Raw genomic sequence first — 15,021 nt, 5'->3', positions numbered from 1 at the left:
GCGCGGGCGCCTTGCAGCCAGCCCCTTTGCGAAGCAACGCGACCCCTTGCATAGGGTGAACAGGCCCTAACCAGCCTCGCGCCGCGCCATGCAATTCAAATGGATGGAAGACTTCATCGCGCTGGCGCAGACGCGCAGCTTCACGCGCGCCGCCGAGCTTCGCCACGTCACGCATCCGGCCTTCGGGCGCCGCATCCGGGCGCTCGAATCATGGGCCGGCACGGCGCTGATCGAGCGCGGCAGCTCGCCGGTCGTGCTGACGGCCGCGGGCGAGAGCTTCCTGGACAACGCCAGCCAGATGGTGCGCGGCGTCGAGGGCTCGCGCGAGGAAATGCGCAACGTAGCCGGCCGGCAGGCCCGCACGGTGACACTGGTCACCGGCCGCACGCTGGCACGCACGGTGATGGCCGACTGGCTGGTGCGCCTGCAGCCCATGCTGCGCCACGGCGAGGTGCGCGTGCTGACGGGCGCGCTGGCGGAGACGGTGCGGATGCTGGAACACGACGAGGTGGATTTCTCGCTGATCTTTCACCATGCCGCGCTCACCTTCCGGCTCGACGGGCGGCAGTTTTCCCATGTGACGGTGGCGTCCGACAAGCTCGTGCCTGTGTCGCGCGCCGACGCGCAAGGCCATGCTGTGCACAGCTTCGACGGTACCGGCGAAGTGCCGTTTCTCTCGTATGTCCGCACGCTCGCGATGGGCCGCATGGTGGAAGACCTGCTGGCCAACAACCCGCAGGCGCCGCGTCTGAAGCGTTGCATCGAAAGCGATTCGGCCGATGCGCTCTACGAGTACGTGCTGAGGGGGCTGGGCGTGGCGTGGCTGCCGTGGTCGATGGTGCAGGGCGATTGCAAGGCTGGCCGCCTGGTGCCTGTGGGCGGGCGGCGCATGGAAGTGCGCTTCGAAGTGCGGCTCTACCGGCCGAAGCGCCGCCTGGGCCCGCTGGCCGAAGACGTGTGGCGGGCGATGGCTCTGCGCTGATCTCATCGGCACGGGTTCGTGCCAATACGGCACCACGCAAGAACGAAGGGCTCCGCAGAATCCTCGGGATTACTACAAACCCGAGACAACGATGCGTCTTCCCCGTGCTTTCTCTTCGAGCCTCGCCGTGGCTCTGTGCAGCCTTGCCTGGGCGGCAGCCGGCCCGGTCAACGCCCAGACCTACCCCCACAAGCCCATCACGCTGGTGGTGGCCTACCCGCCGGGCGGCTCGACCGACCTCACCGGGCGCGCGCTCGGCGTCGAGTTGTCTCATCGCCTCGGCGTGCCGGTGATCGTCGACAACGTGGGCGGAGCCGGTGGTGCCATCGGCGCGCAGAAGGTTGCCAATGCGGCTCCCGACGGCTACACCTTGCTCGTCGGCGCCAGCAACGAGGTGGCGATCAACAAGCTGGTCAACGGCAACGTGAAGTACGAACCGAAGGACTTCACCCCCATCGGCCTGATCGCCTCCCAGCCGCTGGTGCTGGTGGCGGCCCCGGCGGCCGGAACGAAGAACACCGGCGAATTCCTCGCGCTGCTGAAGAAGAACCCCGGAAAGTACAGCTACGGCAGTTCCGGCGTCGGCACCTCGCTGCACCTGGCGGGCGAGATGCTCAAGCAGCAGGGCGGCATCTTCATGACGCACGTGCCGTACCGCGGCGTCGCGCCGCTGACCAACGACCTGCTGGGCGGCAGCATCGACTTCGGCGTGTTCGTTCTTTCCAGCGCCCTGCCCTACATCCGCAGCGGCAAGATGGTGGCGCTGGGCACCACCGAGGCCAAACGGTCGGCCATCACGCCCGACCTGCCCGCGCTCAGCGAGAACCCCAGCCTGAAAAACCTGGACATCGGTGTCTGGTTCGCGCTGATGGGGCCGGCGAAGCTGCCCGAGCCGGTGTCGGCCCGGCTGAAGAAGGCACTGAGCGAGACGCTGCAGTCGCCCGACTTCCGCAAGAAGATGGAAGCCGCCAGCTCGGTCGTCCCGACCTCGGACGTGGACATCGACAAGTTCCTCGCCAGCGAAACCGACAAGTACAAGAGCATCGTCAAATTCGCCAACATCAAGGAATGAGCGTGTCCGCGTCTCTTTTTCAACTCCCCGCCCCCGACCTCGCCGCCTGGCGCGCCGGCAACACCGGCGTCGAAGGCGTCTGGCACTTCGAAGCCGCCACGCCCGGCCGGCACGTGATGATCAGCGCGCTCGTGCACGGCAACGAAGTGTGCGGCGCCTGGGCGCTCAAGGGCCTGCTGGAGGCCGGCGTGCGCCCGCAGCGCGGCCGGCTCACGCTGGCGTTCTGCAACCTGGAGGCTTTCGAGCGCTTCGATCCGGCCGACCACGACGCCTCCCGTTTCGTCGACGAAGATCTCAACCGCCAATGGTCGCCGGAGCGCCTGGAGGCCGGCACGACGCGGGAGCGGCGTCGCGCCGCCGCGCTGCAGCCCTATGTAGCGCAGGCCGACTGGCTGCTGGACCTGCACTCGATGCACGAGCCCTCCGCGCCGCTGACGCTCACCGGCACGCAGCCGCGCAACCTGCTGCTGGCGCAGGCGATGCGCAGCCCGGAACATGTGGTCATCGACGCCGGCCACAAGGACGGCGTGCGCATGCGCGATTTCGGTCGCTTCGGTGCGCCCGACACAGAGAGCGACGCCCGTGCGCTGCTGGTCGAATGCGGCTTCCACGGCGACCCGGCCAGCCGTACCGTGGCGCAGGACCAGTGCGCGCGCTTCCTGCGGGCGGCGGGCACGCTGGACGACGCCGCCATCGCGCAGCAACTGCCCGGCTGGCTCCAGCCCGACGCGCCACGCCAATGGGCGCTGGACGTGACCGGACCGGTGGTGGCGCGCAGCGAGGATTTCCGCTTTGCACAGCCCTTCACCGGCCTGGAAGTGATCGAGCGCGCCGGCACCGTGATCGGCTGGAACGACGGCGAGCCCGTGGCGACGCCTTACGACGACTGCGTGCTCGTCATGCCCTCCACGCGCCAGGCCAAGCCGGGCGTGACGGTGGTGCGCTACGCCCGTCGCCGGCCACTCTGAGCCGGCTGGCGGGAACGATCCCGCCTGTGGCAAGCTCCGAGGGCTATGAACCTCCGCCCCCCGTCCCCCACTTCCCGCCGCCGGGTGCTGCACGCGCTGCTGGGCGCCGCGGTCCTGCAGGCGCCCTTCGCGGCGCTGGCCGGCTTCAATTTCTTCACCAGCGAGTACACCGCGACCCGCGACGAGCTGCAGACGATGATCGCCAAGCGCTTTCCGGTGGCCGAGCGCTATGCCGAGATCTTCATGGTCGGGCTGCGCGACCCGCAGCTGGGGCTGGATGCGCGCACCAACCGTGCGGCCATCACGGCCACGCTGACCATCGCCAGCCCCCTGCTCGCCGCCTCGCCGGTCCAGGGCATCGTGTCGGTGAGCAGCGCCCTCCGATACGACGCGGCCATGCGTGCCCTGCGGCTGGACCAGCCCAAGGCCGAGCGTCTCGAACTGCAGGGCGTGGAAGGCCGCGACGCAGAGCGGCTGCAGAAGGTCGGTGCGGTGGTCGCACAGGAACTGCTGCAAGGCCAGGTGCTGCGCAGCTTCACCGCCGACGAGCTCACCGTGGGCCGCAAGACCTACGAGATCGGTGACATCACCGTGCAAGACGCCGGCATCAAAGTGCAGCTCAAATGAAATACCTCCTGCTTGTCGCCGCACTGTTGATTGCGGGCTGCGCCGCCATGACCCCCACCGCGAAGCAGCACTTCGACCTGCAGGCCCACCGCGGCGGACGCGGCCTCGCGCCCGAGAACACGCTGGCCGCCTTCTCGAACGCGATCGACCTCGGCGTGACCACGCTCGAACTCGACATCGGGCTCACGGCCGACGGCGTGGTCGTGATCTCGCACGACACCTCGCTCAACCCCGACCACACGCGCGATGCGAGCGGCGCCTGGCTTGCGCCGAAGAGCGGCGCGGCCATCCGCTCGCTCACGCTGGCACAGTTGCAGACCTACGACGTGGGCCGCCTGGACCCCGCCAGCAACTACGGCAAGCAGTTCGCCCTGCAGCAGCCGCGCGACGGCGAACGCATTCCCACGCTCGCCGCGCTGTTCGCACTGGTGCAGGCCCGCGGCGCTGCTGCGGCCACGGTGCGCTTCAACATCGAAACCAAGATCGACCCGACGAAGCCCGACGAGACCGCAGCGCCCGAGCCCATGGTGCGCGCGCTGCTCGCCGAGATCGACAAGGCGGGCATGGGCGGCCGCGTGACCGTCCAGAGCTTCGACTGGCGCACGCTGGCGCTGGTCGGCCAGCTTGCGCCGCAGTTGCCGCGGGCCTACCTCAGCACGGCCCGCACGCTGAAGGACAGCCGCTGGACCGCGGGTCTCGATGCCGCCGGCTTCGCGTCGGTGCCGCAGCTGGTCAAGGCCGCCGCGGGCAAGACCGCCGGCCCGGTGATCTGGTCGCCGGCCCATGCCGACCTCACGCCTGCCGTCATCAAGGAAGCGCAGAAGCTCGGCATGAAGGTGCTGCCCTGGACCGTGAACCAGCGCGCCGACATGCTGCGGCTGATGGACTGGGGGGCGGACGGCCTCATCACCGACTACCCCGACGTGCTGCGCGACCTGATGCGCGAGCGCGGCCTGTCGCTGCCGCCTTCTGGAAAGGCTTCGACATGAGCGCCGCACTGCAGCTCGACGCCCTCGCCGGACGCATCGCGGCACTGCGAAACGGCGCGGACGGATCGGTCACCACGCTCTCGAACGAGGCGCGCGCCAGCACCGAGCTGCTCGGCGCCCTGCCCCCGCGCTATGGCGAGGTGCTGCTGAACCTGCTCGACCGGCTGGAGTCGAGCGCGCTCTTCAGCGAGGAAAGCTGCTCCTTCAGCCAGAAGGACCTGCTCGACAACCTGCAGGTGTGGGTCGACAAGGCCCGCGGACAGCTGGTGTCTTAGGACACGGGTTTATCATCCGCCCCATGCGCACCCTGCTGCTCGCCCTCATGATCGCCCTGCTGCCCATCCGCGGCTGGCTCGGCGATGCCATGGCGGTCGAGATGGTGCGGCATTCGCTGCCGGCTGCGTCGCTCGTTGCGGAGGCCTCTGCGGCCTCCATGACCGCGGACGCGCATTGCCATGAAGCCATGGAGGCCGACAGCGGCATGGACACCATGGCGCACCATGATGCCGGCTCGCACGACGACAACAGCGGCGCAGACCATCAAGGCTGCGGCACCTGTACCGCCTGCCAGGTCTGCCACACCGTGGCGCTTGGCGGCATGCCCCTCATCGACACCGTGCACAGCGCGCCCCAGGCGCCGCCGGCGACCCGCGCGGCCCGCTTCGCCAGCGCCGAGCCCGCACCGGGCCTGAAGCCGCCCATTTCCTGATCTCCCTGCCCGTAGTCCGTCCGCAGTGAGCCCATTCCGGCTCGCGGCGTCCGTCGTATTGCTCATGGAGATCGAGCGTGAACCCCTTTCCTCGCCGGCAAGTTGCCGGCACCCTTTGCTACCGAAAAAGTAGCACTCTGCTCAAAACCGCCGCGGCATTGGCCAGCGCACTGACGCTGGCCGGCTGCGCCAGCCTCGCACCCGACGGCGGCTCGGCCGACGTGCAGGCGCTGGTCGCGGGCAACCCGCTGATGGCGGGCAGCAGCGCCCAGCGCACGCCCGACGAGGCTTCGCAGAAAAGCGTCGATGCGCTGCTCGCCAAGCCGCTCGATGCCGAAGCCGCGGTGCGCATCGCACTCGTCAACAGCCCGCGCGTGCAGGACGCCTTTGCCACGCTGCAGCTCAGCGATGCCGACCGCGTGCAGGCCTCGAGCCTGCCGAACCCGGTGCTCTCGTTCAGCCGCCTGGCCCAGGGCCGCGAACGCGAGTTCGAGCGGATGCTGAGCTTCAACGTGCTGGGCCTGGTCACGCTGCCCTGGCAGGCCCGCTGGGCCGGCCAGCGGCACGAGGCCGCCAAGCTGCAGGCCGCGCAGAGCGTGCTGATGCTGGCCGCCGACACGCGCCGCGCCTGGGTGCGTGCGGTGGCGGCACAGCAGAGCGTGGTCTACCTGCGCGATGCAAAGGAGGCTGCCGAAGCCGGCGCCGAGCTCGCGCACCGCATGGCCCAGGTCGGCAACTGGAGCGCGCTGCAGCGCACGCGCGAGCAGTTGCTGCTGGCCGATGCCGCAGCGCAGCTCGCACGAGCCGAACAGGCCGCCGTTGCCGCGCGCGAGCAGCTCACCCGGCTGCTCGGCCTGAGCGGCACCCGCACCGGCTACGCCCTGCCCGACCGCCTGCCGCCGCTGCCACAGTCGGCACCCGACCTCGGCGACGTGCAGGCCCGCGCCCTGCGCGACCGGCTCGACGTGCGTTCGGCGCAGGCGCAGAACACGGCAGTGGCCGACTCGCTCGGCCTCACGCGCGCCACCCGCGTGGTCAACGCGATGGAACTGGGCGTGGTGCGCAACACCACCTTCGAGAATGACGCCGACCGTTCGCGGTCGACGCAACGCGGCTTCGAGCTCGACCTGCCGTTGCCGCTGTTCGACTGGGGCCAGGCGCGCACCGGCCGCGCCGAGGCGCAGTACATGCAATCGGCCGCACGCGTGCGCGACGTGGGGGTGCTGGCCGCGAGCGAAGCGCGCGAAGCCTGGCAGGGCTGGAACACGGCCTATGCCCTGGCGCGCCGCTACCGCGACGACGTGCTGCCGCTGCGCAAGAAGGTGAACGAAGAAATGGTGCTGCGCTACAACGGCATGCTCGCGAGCGTGTGGGAGCTGCTGGGCGAAACGCGCGCCAGCATGCTCGTTGTGAACGCGGGCATTGAGGCACAGCGCGACTTCTGGCTGGCCGACACCGACCTGCAACTCGTGCTCACGGGCAGTTCACCCGGGGGTATGACGGCGCTGCAGACGGCAGCGGTTGGCGATGCGCCTGCGGCGGGAGGGCACTGACATGAACCGCCGCAACTTCTTCGCCGGTGCCGCCACAGCCGTGGCCGCAGCGGGCGTGAGCCGCGTCTCGATGGCCGCACTGCCCGAACCCGTGACGCAAAGCTCCACCGCCACCGCGCCACCACTCGCCCCCCCGAACGGCCGCCCCTACAACCCCGTCGTCACCCTCAACGGCTGGACGCTGCCCTGGCGCATGAACGCCGGCGTCAAGGAATTCCACCTGGTCGCCGAACCCGTGGTGCGCGAGATGGCGCCCGGCTTCAAGGTCAACATGTGGGGCTACAACGGCCAGTCGCCCGGCCCGACGATCGAAGTGGTCGAGGGCGACCGCGTGCGCATCTACGTCACCAACAGGCTGCCCGAACACACGACCGTGCACTGGCACGGCCAGCGCCTGCCCAACGGCATGGACGGCGTGGGCGGCATCACGCAGCCGCACATTCCGCCGGGCAAGACCTTCGTCTACGAGTTCACCGCGCGCCGGCCCGGCACCTTCATGTACCACCCCCATGCCGACGAGATGGTGCAGATGGCGATGGGAATGATGGGCTTCTGGGTCACGCATCCGAAGGAGAGCCATCCGCTGATCGAGCCGGTGCAGCGCGACTTCTGCTTCCTGCTCGGCAGCTTCGACGTGGAGCCCGGCAGCGCGACGCCCAAGGTCAACACCATGACCGACTTCAACATCTGGAGCTTCAACAGCCGCGTGTTCCCGGGCATCGACACGCTCAACGTGCGCAAGGGCGACCGTGTGCGCATCCGCGTGGGCAACCTCACGATGACGAACCACCCGATCCACATCCACGGCCACGAGTTCGAGGTGACGGGCACCGACGGCGGCCCCGTGCCGCGCACTGCACGCTGGCCGGAGGTGTCGGTGGACGTGGCAGTGGGCCAGATGCGGCAGATGGAGTTCATCGCCGACGAGGAAGGCGACTGGTCGCTGCACTGCCACAAGGCGCACCACACCATGGGGCCGATGGGCCACGAGGTGCCGACCATGATCGGCGTCGACCACAAGGGCGTGGTCGAGAAAATCCGCAAGCTCGTGCCCGACTACATGGTGATGGGCGACAAGGGCATGGCCGACATGGGCGAGATGGAGATGCCCATTCCCGACAACACGATGCCGATGATGACCRGCAGCGGCCCGTTCGGATCGGCCGAGATGGGCGGCATGTTCACGCTGCTCAAGGTGCGGCGCGACCAGAAGCCGGGGGACTACCGCGATCCGGGATGGTTCAAGCACCCGGCGGGCACTGTCGCGCGCGAAGTGCCTGGCGCGACGGTGCCGCCGGCCACGCGCAAGGCGCCTTCGGCGAAGGACGACAACAGCAAAACCGATGCAACCGTGCGCAAGCCCTCGGGCGCGCACAACCACTGACCTCATTCACTTTCATTTCGGAACTCGACCCATGAACAAGACACTCAAGATCACCGCCATCTGCCTCGCGCTCGTGGCTGCCGCAACCACGTCGCAGGCCCATGAGAACCATGGCGCCAAGCCGAAGGCCACCGCCACGCTCGCCCCCGAGCAAAAGGCCTGGGGCATCGCAGGCAAGGCCAGCGCCGCACGCCGCACCATCGACATCGCCATGGCCGACGACATGACCTTCACGCCGTCGGTCATCGAAGTGCGCGAGGGCGACACCGTCCGCCTTCGCCTGAAGAACCGCGGCAAGGAACTGCACGAGCTCGTGCTAGGCACCACGGCCGAGATCGAGGCGCACGCGGCCATGATGAAGAAGTACCCGGACATGGAACACGACGACCCGTGGATGGTGCACGTGCCCGCCGGCAAGACCGGCGCCATGGTCTGGACCTTCAACCGAGCCGGTGACTTCGACTTCGCCTGCCTCGTCAAAGACCACTACGAACTCGGCATGGCCGGGCGCATTCGCGTGCTGCCCGTCGCCCCCAAGTCCTGAAGCAGCGAGCAAGGAGACCCCATGCAAAGACGAACCCTTCTGAAACGCGCCGCCCCGCTGCTGGCGCTCGCATCCACCGCCACCCTGCCATTGGCCGCCCTGGCCGCGGCGCCGATGGTCGAGATCTGGAAAGACCCGAACTGCGGCTGCTGCCAGGACTGGGTCAAGCACCTCAACAAGAACGGCTTTGCCACCCGCGTGCACGACGAAGGCAATGCCGCCGCGCGCACGCGGCTCGGCGTGCCTGCCAAGCTGGGCTCGTGCCATACCGGCCAGGTCGGCGGCTATGCCCTCGAGGGCCATGTGCCCGCGCGCGAGGTGCAGCGCCTGTTGAAGGAAAAGCCCCAGGCCGTCGGCCTCACGGTGCCTGGCATGCCGGTCGGCTCGCCGGGCATGGACGGCCCGGCGTATGGCGACCAGCGCGATCCCTATGACGTGCTGCTCGTGCGGGCCGACGGCAGCACGAGCGTCTACCAAAGCTATCGCTGAAACATCCCACCCAGGAAAGGAACATGACCATGAAGAAACTCCTCACCGCCGTCTCGGCCGCACTTCTCGCCGCAGCCGCCTTGGCCCAGGCCGCACTGCCCGCCGTCGAAGGCGAAGTGCGCAAGATCGATACCGACGCGAAGAAGATCACGCTCAAGCACGGCGACATCCCGAACCTCGAGATGACCGGCATGACGATGGTCTTCCGCGTGAAAGACCCTGACCTGCTCGCCAAGGTGAAGCCCGGCGACAAGGTGCGCTTCACAGCCGACAAGGTCGACGGCGCGCTCACGGTGCTGTCGATCGAGCCGGCGAACTGACCGACAGGCCAATTGCGCGGCCACTGCATAGAATGAAGCATTACCAACGCATCGGGAGATCAAATTGGGAAACTCCGATCTGCAATTGGCTCTTTCTTCACTGAGTGCGGCGGAGCGCATCGAGCTCGCCGAGGAACTGTGGGACAGCGTCGCACGTGATGCCGAGTCGCAAGGGATGACCGAGCGCGAGCAGAGCGAAATCGCCCTGCGTCGCGCCGAGCATCGCGCCGACCCGAAGTCCGTCGTGCCTTGGAGCCAAGTCAAGACATCGCTGAAGCTCTGACCTTGCTCGACATCGTCTTTCGAGAAAGTGCCGCGCACCAGCTTCAGGAAGCGCAGAGCTGGTACGAATCGCAGCGTGCGGGCCTGGGTGCGGAGTTCGCCCGCAGCCTGGAGGCGGTGGTGCATCGGATCGCACGACAACCGGAGGGCGCTCCCCTGGTCTGGGAAGATGTTCGCAGAGCCCACCTCAAGCGCTTTCCCTACGCGATCTTCTTTATCGTCGAGCCGGATCGCGTGGTCGTGCTGAGTTGCATGCACCACCGCCGGAATCCGGCCAATTGGCCGCAGCCCTGAGAACAGGCCGTTCCCGCTCTACTTGAAGCGCGCGGGGTCGAATGGCGCGATGGACATTTCGGGTTCGATACCCGCGAGCAACTGCGCCGCGAGCCGGCCTGTGCGCGCCGAGCCGCACAGGCCGACGTGGCCGTGGCCGAATGCCAGCACGATGTCTGCGCTGGCAGCAGATGGGCCGATGCAGGGCAACCCATCGGGCAGGCTCGGGCGATGGCCGAGCCAGTGCTTGACGGTCATTGCGCCCTCGGCGTCCGCAAGCGCCGGGAACATCGATTGCAGATGGCGATGCAGGATCTCCGCGCGGCGCCAGTCGGGCCCGGCTTCGAGGCCGCCGATCTCGACCTGCCCCGCGGCGCGCAAGCCGCCGTCCATCCAGTGGGCGATGAGCTTGCCGTCGGACACCATCACCGGCGTGCGCGGCCCCACGGTCGCGCCTTCGACGACCACGTGGTAGCCACGCTCGGATTCGAGCGGCACCGCGGTGCCCGCAGCCGCGGCCAGCGGGCCGGAGCGCGCGCCGGCACAGATGGCGGCGGCATCGCAGGCGATGTCTCCCGTCTCCGTGTGCACGGCACGCAGCCTGCCGCCTTCGATGCGAAAGCCGGTCGCACGCGTTGCGAGGCGCTCGGCCCCCGCGTTGCGTGCATGCTGCGCCAACGCGGCCACATAGGCGCCCGGATTGCGGCAATGGCCGGCTTCGGGCACGAAGATGCCGAGCGTGTAGCGTGCATCGAGGTCGGGCTCGCGGCGGCGCAACTCGTCGGCCGACCACTCGTCCCAGCGAACCCCCACGCGCTGGCGCACGCGCCAGCCCAGCGCATCGCCTTCGAACTCGGCACGCGAACGGTAGGCATGCAGCAGCCCGCGCTGTTCGATGAGTTGCGGCACGCCCGCCTCGGCCGCGAGCTGCGTGTGCAATGCCGGCGCATCCACCAGCAGGGTGCGCAACGCATCGGCGGTGCGCTGCACGCGCGCCTCGGTCCAGCCCGAGGCCAGGTAGCGCAGCAGCCAGGGCATCGCACGCGGCAGGTAGCCCCAGCGCACCGCCAGCGGCCCCAGCGGATCGGCCAGCCAGCCCGGCACCTTGCGCCAGGCGCCGGGGAGTGCGGGCGGCACCACCGAATGCGACGAGAGCCAGCCCGCATTGCCGTAGCTCGTGGCGTGCGGGCCGCCGGGTTCGCCCGGCTCGACCACCGTCACGCGCAGGCCCGCACGCAGCGCCTCGATGGCCGTGGCGCTGCCCACCGCGCCCGCACCGATCACCACCACGTGGCGCCTTGCGCCGCCGCCCGTGGAGAAACTACTTCTTGCAACTGTCATGGGGCCTATCGTAGGGGCACGTCCCATAATCGGCCGCCATGTCAGCCCCGTCTTCCATCCCCTCCCATTCCGCCGGTGCCATCACCGACGTCGCCGGCATCGAAGTCGGCCATTTCTCCGACACCCGCCGCCCCACTGGCTGCACCGTGGTCATGGCGCGCGAAGGCGCCGTGGCCGGTGTCGATGTGCGCGGCGCAGCCCCGGGCACGCGCGAGACCGACCTGCTCTCGCCCGGCAACCTGGTGCAGCAGGTGCACGCCGTGATGCTCGCGGGCGGCAGCGCCTGGGGCCTGGCGGCGGCCGACGGTGCGATGCGCTGGCTCGAAGAACGCGGCATCGGCATGGACGTGCGCTTCGGCACCCTGCCGATCGTGCCCGCCGCGGTGCTGTTCGACCTGCCGATGGGCGATGCGCGCATCCGTCCCGATGCGGCAGCCGGCTATGCGGCCTGCGACGCGGCATCGAACGCCGCGCCCGCCGAAGGCAACGTGGGCGCAGGCAGCGGCGCGCTGGTGGGCAAGCTCTTCGGCGTGCACCGCGCGATGAAGGGCGGCATCGGCACCGCGTCGGTCACCGTCGGCGGCGTGACGGTGGGCGCGCTGATCGCGGTCAATTCGCTGGGCGACGTGATCGACCACAACACGGGGCAGCCCGTGGCCGGCGCGCGCACGGAAGACGGCACGGCGTTGCTCGACACCCGCCGCGCCCTGCTGCGCGGCGAGCTGCCCAAGCCGCTCCTCGCAGGCACCAACACCACGCTGGGGGTGGTCGCCACCGACGCCGTGCTGACCAAGGTGCAGGCCAACCGGCTCGCCAATGTCGCGCACGACGGACTGGCGCGCGCCATCAACCCGGTGCACACGATGAGCGACGGCGACACGCTGTTCGCACTGGCCACGGGGCGCGTGCCGCTCGAAGGGGATGCACCGGGCATGACGGTGCTCGGCACCATGGCGGCGGAGGCGGTGGCCATCGCCACCCTGCGCGCAGTGCACGCGGCGCACTCGGTGACGGTGGGCGCGCTGCACATCCCCTCGGCGGCCGAACTGGCCGCACCGCGCGGCTGAAACACGGAAAGGACCACCATGGCGTTCCCCAGAACCCTGAAGCTGATCCTGCTGTCGATCCGCGACCTGATCGCCTCGGCCGGCCCGATCGTGTTCCTCGTGATCGGCCTGCTGATCGCCGCCTACTGGTGGCTCCAGCCGCAACCGCCCAAGCATGTGACGCTGGCCACCGGCCCGACCGGCAGCGCCTATGCGCAGTTCGGCAAGCAGTACGCGGCGGCGCTGAAGGCCAACGGCATCACGGTCAAGCTGAAGCCCACCTCGGGCTCCTCGGAGAACCTGCAGTTGTTGCGCAGCGGCGGGGCCGACGCGGGCTTCGTGCGCGGTGGCAGCGCCGACCCGGTGGCGGACGAAGAAGCGGGCCTCAGTTCGCTCGGCAGCCTCTTCTTCGAGCCGATCTGGCTGTTCTACCGCGCCGACACCGCGCAGAAGATCGACCGCAAGAGCGGCACGCTGACTTCGCTCACGCAGTTGCGCGGCCTGCGCGTGAACGTCGACATGCCCGGCAGCGGCCTGCCGGAGATCATGGAGCGGCTGTTCAAGGCCAACCGGCTCGGCCCGGACGACGTGCTGCTGTCGAACCTCGAACAGGCCGCCGCGGCCGAGGCGCTGCAGGCCGGGCTGCTCGATGCCATCGTGCTGTCGTCGGCGCCGCAGTCGCCGCAGGTGCAGCGCCTGCTGCGCGCACCCGACATCAAGCTGATGGACTTCGGCCAGGCCGATGCCTACACGCGGCGTTTTCCGTTCCTCTCGGCCGTGACGCTGCCGCGCGGCGTGGTCGACCTGTCGAAGGATCTGCCGCCGGCCGACGTGTCACTGCTCGCGGCCACCACCTCGCTGCTGTCGCGCGAACAAACCCACCCGGCCCTGCGCCAGCTGTTCGCGCAATCGGCGCAGACGGTGCACAGCGATGCCGGCTGGTTCAACCGTGCGCGCGACTTTCCGAACACGCGCACCAGCGAACTGCCGGTGAGCCCCGAAGGCGACCGCGCGATCAACGGCACACCGCCCTTCTGGCAGCGCTACCTGCCCTTCTGGGCCAGCAACCTGGTCGAGCGCATGTGGCTGGTGCTCGGCGGCCTGCTGGTGCTGATGCTGCCGCTGAGCCGCGTGATTCCGCCGCTCTACCAGTTCCGCGTGCGGCGGCGCGTGTTCCGCTGGTACGCACGGCTGCGCGACATCGAAGGCAAGGTGGACGCCAGGCAGGGCGAACGCGACCCGCTGCTCAAGGAGCTCGACGAACTCGATCGCGTGGTCAACAAGGTGGCCGTGCCGCTGTCGTATGCCGACGAGCTCTATGCGCTGCGCAACAACATCTATGCGGTGCGCAGGCGGGTGCTGGCGGGCTCGGCGAAGGCCGGCGCGGCCGTGGTGGAACCTGCGGCGGCGGGCAAGCCGGCCGAATCGGCCTGACGGTTCGGTCTTGCAGACGCTGATCGATTTCGCCGAGCCGCGAAGCGACGGAGCGACGCGGCTGCGCGTGGCTTTCGGGGCGCCTTCGCGCGTGCTCGTTGCGCGCACTGCCGGCGAAGTGAGGCCGGTGCTGGAGGCTGTCGAGGCGCTGGCCCGTGAAGGACGCTGGTGCGTGGGCTACCTGCGCTACGAGGCGGCAGCGGCCTTCGACCCCGCCTTCGCAGTGCACGCAAGCGAGGGACCGCTGGCCTGGTTCGGCGTGCACGATGCCGCCGAGCCGTGGCCCGAAGCCCATGCGCTGGCCGACCCTGTGCCTGCTGTCGATTGGCAAGCCGGCCTTTCACGCGCCGCCTTCGACCGGAACATGCAGGCCATCCACCGCGCGATCGGGAACGGCGAGCTCTACCAGCTCAACTACACGGCACCGCTGCGGGCCGAATTCGATGGCGACGCGCGTGCCTGGTTCATGGCCCTGCGCAAGGCGCAACCCAACGGCTACGCCGCCTTCGTCGACACCGGCGACGAGCAGGTGCTGTCGGTGTCGCCCGAGCTGTTCTTCGACTGGCACGGCGGCCGGATACTGGCCCGTCCGATGAAGGGCACCGCCCCGCGCGGCGCGACGGCCGCCGAGGACGAAGCGCTGGCGCAGCGGCTGCGCACCGTGCCCAAGGAACGTGCCGAGAACGTGATGATCGTCGACCTGATCCGCAACGATCTCTCGCGCGTGGCGCAGCCCTTCTCCGTGCGTGTGCCCCGGCTCTTTCACACCGAGGCGCTGCCCACCGTGTGGCAGATGACCTCCGACGTCGAAGCCGCCGTGCGCGACGGCGTCTCGCTGGTGGATGTGTTCGCGGCGCTGTTTCCGTGCGGCTCCATCACCGGCGCGCCCAAGGTCAGCGCGATGCGCATGATCCGCGCGCTGGAGCCCGAGGCGCGCGGCGTGTACTGCGGCGCTGTCGGCGTGGTACGGCCAGGCGGGCACGCGACCTTCAATGTGCCGATCCGCAC

18 protein-coding genes are annotated in these 15,021 nt (G+C 69.3%); 17 read left to right on the top strand and 1 reads right to left on the bottom strand.

Annotated elements, in window-relative coordinates; translation table 11 throughout:
• The first annotated feature begins 88 nt into the window (after positions 1-88).
• The 14 genes from AC1DXX_RS31240 to AC1DXX_RS31175 all read left to right on the top strand — a co-directional run bounded on the left by AC1DXX_RS31240 (position 89) and on the right by AC1DXX_RS31175 (position 10,213).
• Positions 89-982, top strand: a complete 894-nt coding sequence (locus AC1DXX_RS31240; RefSeq protein ID WP_478138086.1) for a LysR family transcriptional regulator — start codon at positions 89-91, stop codon at positions 980-982.
• A 91-nt stretch (positions 983-1,073) separates the two neighbouring features.
• Positions 1,074-2,054, top strand: coding sequence for a Bug family tripartite tricarboxylate transporter substrate binding protein (locus AC1DXX_RS31235; RefSeq protein ID WP_478138085.1), 981 nt, complete (start codon positions 1,074-1,076; stop codon positions 2,052-2,054).
• Positions 2,055-2,056: 2 nt separating this feature from the next.
• Positions 2,057-3,022: a M14 family metallopeptidase gene (locus AC1DXX_RS31230; RefSeq protein WP_478138084.1), complete on the top strand. Its 966-nt coding sequence runs from the start codon at positions 2,057-2,059 to the stop codon at positions 3,020-3,022.
• Positions 3,023-3,067: 45 nt separating this feature from the next.
• Positions 3,068-3,649, top strand: coding sequence for a DUF1439 domain-containing protein (locus AC1DXX_RS31225; protein WP_478138083.1), 582 nt, complete (start codon positions 3,068-3,070; stop codon positions 3,647-3,649).
• Complete coding sequence (locus AC1DXX_RS31220; RefSeq protein ID WP_478138082.1) at positions 3,646-4,638, top strand: glycerophosphodiester phosphodiesterase; 993 nt, start codon at positions 3,646-3,648, stop codon at positions 4,636-4,638. Before AC1DXX_RS31225 ends, AC1DXX_RS31220 begins: the two co-directional genes overlap by 4 nt.
• A complete protein-coding gene (locus AC1DXX_RS31215; RefSeq protein WP_478138081.1) occupies positions 4,635-4,913 on the top strand; it encodes a hypothetical protein in 279 nt (92 codons plus the stop codon). The genes AC1DXX_RS31220 and AC1DXX_RS31215 overlap by 4 nt, the downstream gene beginning before the upstream one ends.
• A gap of 23 nt (positions 4,914-4,936) precedes the next feature.
• Positions 4,937-5,347 (top strand): hypothetical protein, encoded by a 411-nt coding sequence (locus AC1DXX_RS31210; protein ID WP_478138080.1) that lies wholly within the window; start codon positions 4,937-4,939, stop codon positions 5,345-5,347.
• A 158-nt stretch (positions 5,348-5,505) separates the two neighbouring features.
• Positions 5,506-6,900, top strand: coding sequence for a TolC family protein (locus AC1DXX_RS31205; protein ID WP_478138079.1), 1,395 nt, complete (start codon positions 5,506-5,508; stop codon positions 6,898-6,900).
• Between the two features lies 1 nt (position 6,901).
• Complete coding sequence (locus tag AC1DXX_RS31200) at positions 6,902-8,284, top strand: multicopper oxidase family protein (RefSeq protein ID WP_478138078.1); 1,383 nt, start codon at positions 6,902-6,904, stop codon at positions 8,282-8,284.
• A gap of 31 nt (positions 8,285-8,315) precedes the next feature.
• A complete protein-coding gene (locus AC1DXX_RS31195) occupies positions 8,316-8,828 on the top strand; it encodes a cupredoxin domain-containing protein (protein WP_478138077.1) in 513 nt (170 codons plus the stop codon).
• 21 nt (positions 8,829-8,849) lie between these two features.
• The gene (locus AC1DXX_RS31190) at positions 8,850-9,317 is read left to right on the top strand and encodes a DUF411 domain-containing protein (protein ID WP_478138076.1); all 468 of its coding nucleotides are present in this window, start codon (positions 8,850-8,852) and stop codon (positions 9,315-9,317) included.
• A gap of 29 nt (positions 9,318-9,346) precedes the next feature.
• Complete coding sequence (locus AC1DXX_RS31185) at positions 9,347-9,637, top strand: copper-binding protein (RefSeq protein ID WP_478138075.1); 291 nt, start codon at positions 9,347-9,349, stop codon at positions 9,635-9,637.
• Positions 9,638-9,701: 64 nt separating this feature from the next.
• Positions 9,702-9,920 carry an addiction module protein gene (locus AC1DXX_RS31180; protein ID WP_478138074.1) on the top strand — a complete coding sequence of 73 codons (219 nt, stop codon included), beginning with the start codon at positions 9,702-9,704 and terminating at the stop codon, positions 9,918-9,920.
• Between the two features lie 2 nt (positions 9,921-9,922).
• Positions 9,923-10,213: a type II toxin-antitoxin system RelE/ParE family toxin gene (locus AC1DXX_RS31175; RefSeq protein WP_478138073.1), complete on the top strand. Its 291-nt coding sequence runs from the start codon at positions 9,923-9,925 to the stop codon at positions 10,211-10,213.
• An 18-nt stretch (positions 10,214-10,231) separates the two neighbouring features.
• On the opposite strand, the gene AC1DXX_RS31170 is transcribed toward AC1DXX_RS31175, so the two are convergent.
• A complete protein-coding gene (locus AC1DXX_RS31170; RefSeq protein WP_478138072.1) occupies positions 10,232-11,533 on the bottom strand; it encodes an NAD(P)/FAD-dependent oxidoreductase in 1,302 nt (433 codons plus the stop codon).
• A 38-nt stretch (positions 11,534-11,571) separates the two neighbouring features.
• On the opposite strand from AC1DXX_RS31170, the gene AC1DXX_RS31165 reads away from it, so the two are divergent.
• From AC1DXX_RS31165 to AC1DXX_RS31155, 3 genes are all read left to right on the top strand, one after another.
• Positions 11,572-12,600: a P1 family peptidase gene (locus AC1DXX_RS31165; RefSeq protein ID WP_478138071.1), complete on the top strand. Its 1,029-nt coding sequence runs from the start codon at positions 11,572-11,574 to the stop codon at positions 12,598-12,600.
• Between the two features lie 18 nt (positions 12,601-12,618).
• On the top strand, positions 12,619-14,013 hold the full coding sequence (locus AC1DXX_RS31160) for a TAXI family TRAP transporter solute-binding subunit (RefSeq protein WP_478138070.1): 1,395 nt from the start codon (positions 12,619-12,621) through the stop codon (positions 14,011-14,013).
• A gap of 10 nt (positions 14,014-14,023) precedes the next feature.
• Positions 14,024-15,021, top strand: a 998-nt coding sequence (locus tag AC1DXX_RS31155; RefSeq protein ID WP_478138069.1) for a chorismate-binding protein, incomplete at its 3' end; no start/stop codon positions are given.

The sequence above is a fragment of the Variovorax sp. P4_B10 genome (assembly GCF_056402375.1).
Note: the sequence above shows the minus strand (reverse complement) of the source record. Positions and strands in the feature narration are given on the sequence as shown.

Bases quoted from the DNA above. Each gene is read 5' to 3' on its own strand.
- AC1DXX_RS31195 (WP_478138077.1), top strand. From the start codon at position 8,316: ATGAACAAGACACTCAAGATCACCGCCATCTGCCTCGCGCTCGTGGCT.
- AC1DXX_RS31165 (WP_478138071.1), top strand. From the start codon at position 11,572: ATGTCAGCCCCGTCTTCCATCCCCTCCCATTCCGCCGGTGCCATCACC.
- AC1DXX_RS31170 (WP_478138072.1), bottom strand. From the start codon at position 11,533: ATGACAGTTGCAAGAAGTAGTTTCTCCACGGGCGGCGGCGCAAGGCGC.
- AC1DXX_RS31210 (WP_478138080.1), top strand. From the start codon at position 4,937: ATGCGCACCCTGCTGCTCGCCCTCATGATCGCCCTGCTGCCCATCCGC.
- AC1DXX_RS31235 (WP_478138085.1), top strand. From the start codon at position 1,074: ATGCGTCTTCCCCGTGCTTTCTCTTCGAGCCTCGCCGTGGCTCTGTGC.
- AC1DXX_RS31160 (WP_478138070.1), top strand. From the start codon at position 12,619: ATGGCGTTCCCCAGAACCCTGAAGCTGATCCTGCTGTCGATCCGCGAC.
- AC1DXX_RS31190 (WP_478138076.1), top strand. From the start codon at position 8,850: ATGCAAAGACGAACCCTTCTGAAACGCGCCGCCCCGCTGCTGGCGCTC.
- AC1DXX_RS31220 (WP_478138082.1), top strand. From the start codon at position 3,646: ATGAAATACCTCCTGCTTGTCGCCGCACTGTTGATTGCGGGCTGCGCC.
- AC1DXX_RS31240 (WP_478138086.1), top strand. From the start codon at position 89: ATGCAATTCAAATGGATGGAAGACTTCATCGCGCTGGCGCAGACGCGC.
- AC1DXX_RS31215 (WP_478138081.1), top strand. From the start codon at position 4,635: ATGAGCGCCGCACTGCAGCTCGACGCCCTCGCCGGACGCATCGCGGCA.
- AC1DXX_RS31185 (WP_478138075.1), top strand. From the start codon at position 9,347: ATGAAGAAACTCCTCACCGCCGTCTCGGCCGCACTTCTCGCCGCAGCC.
- AC1DXX_RS31225 (WP_478138083.1), top strand. From the start codon at position 3,068: ATGAACCTCCGCCCCCCGTCCCCCACTTCCCGCCGCCGGGTGCTGCAC.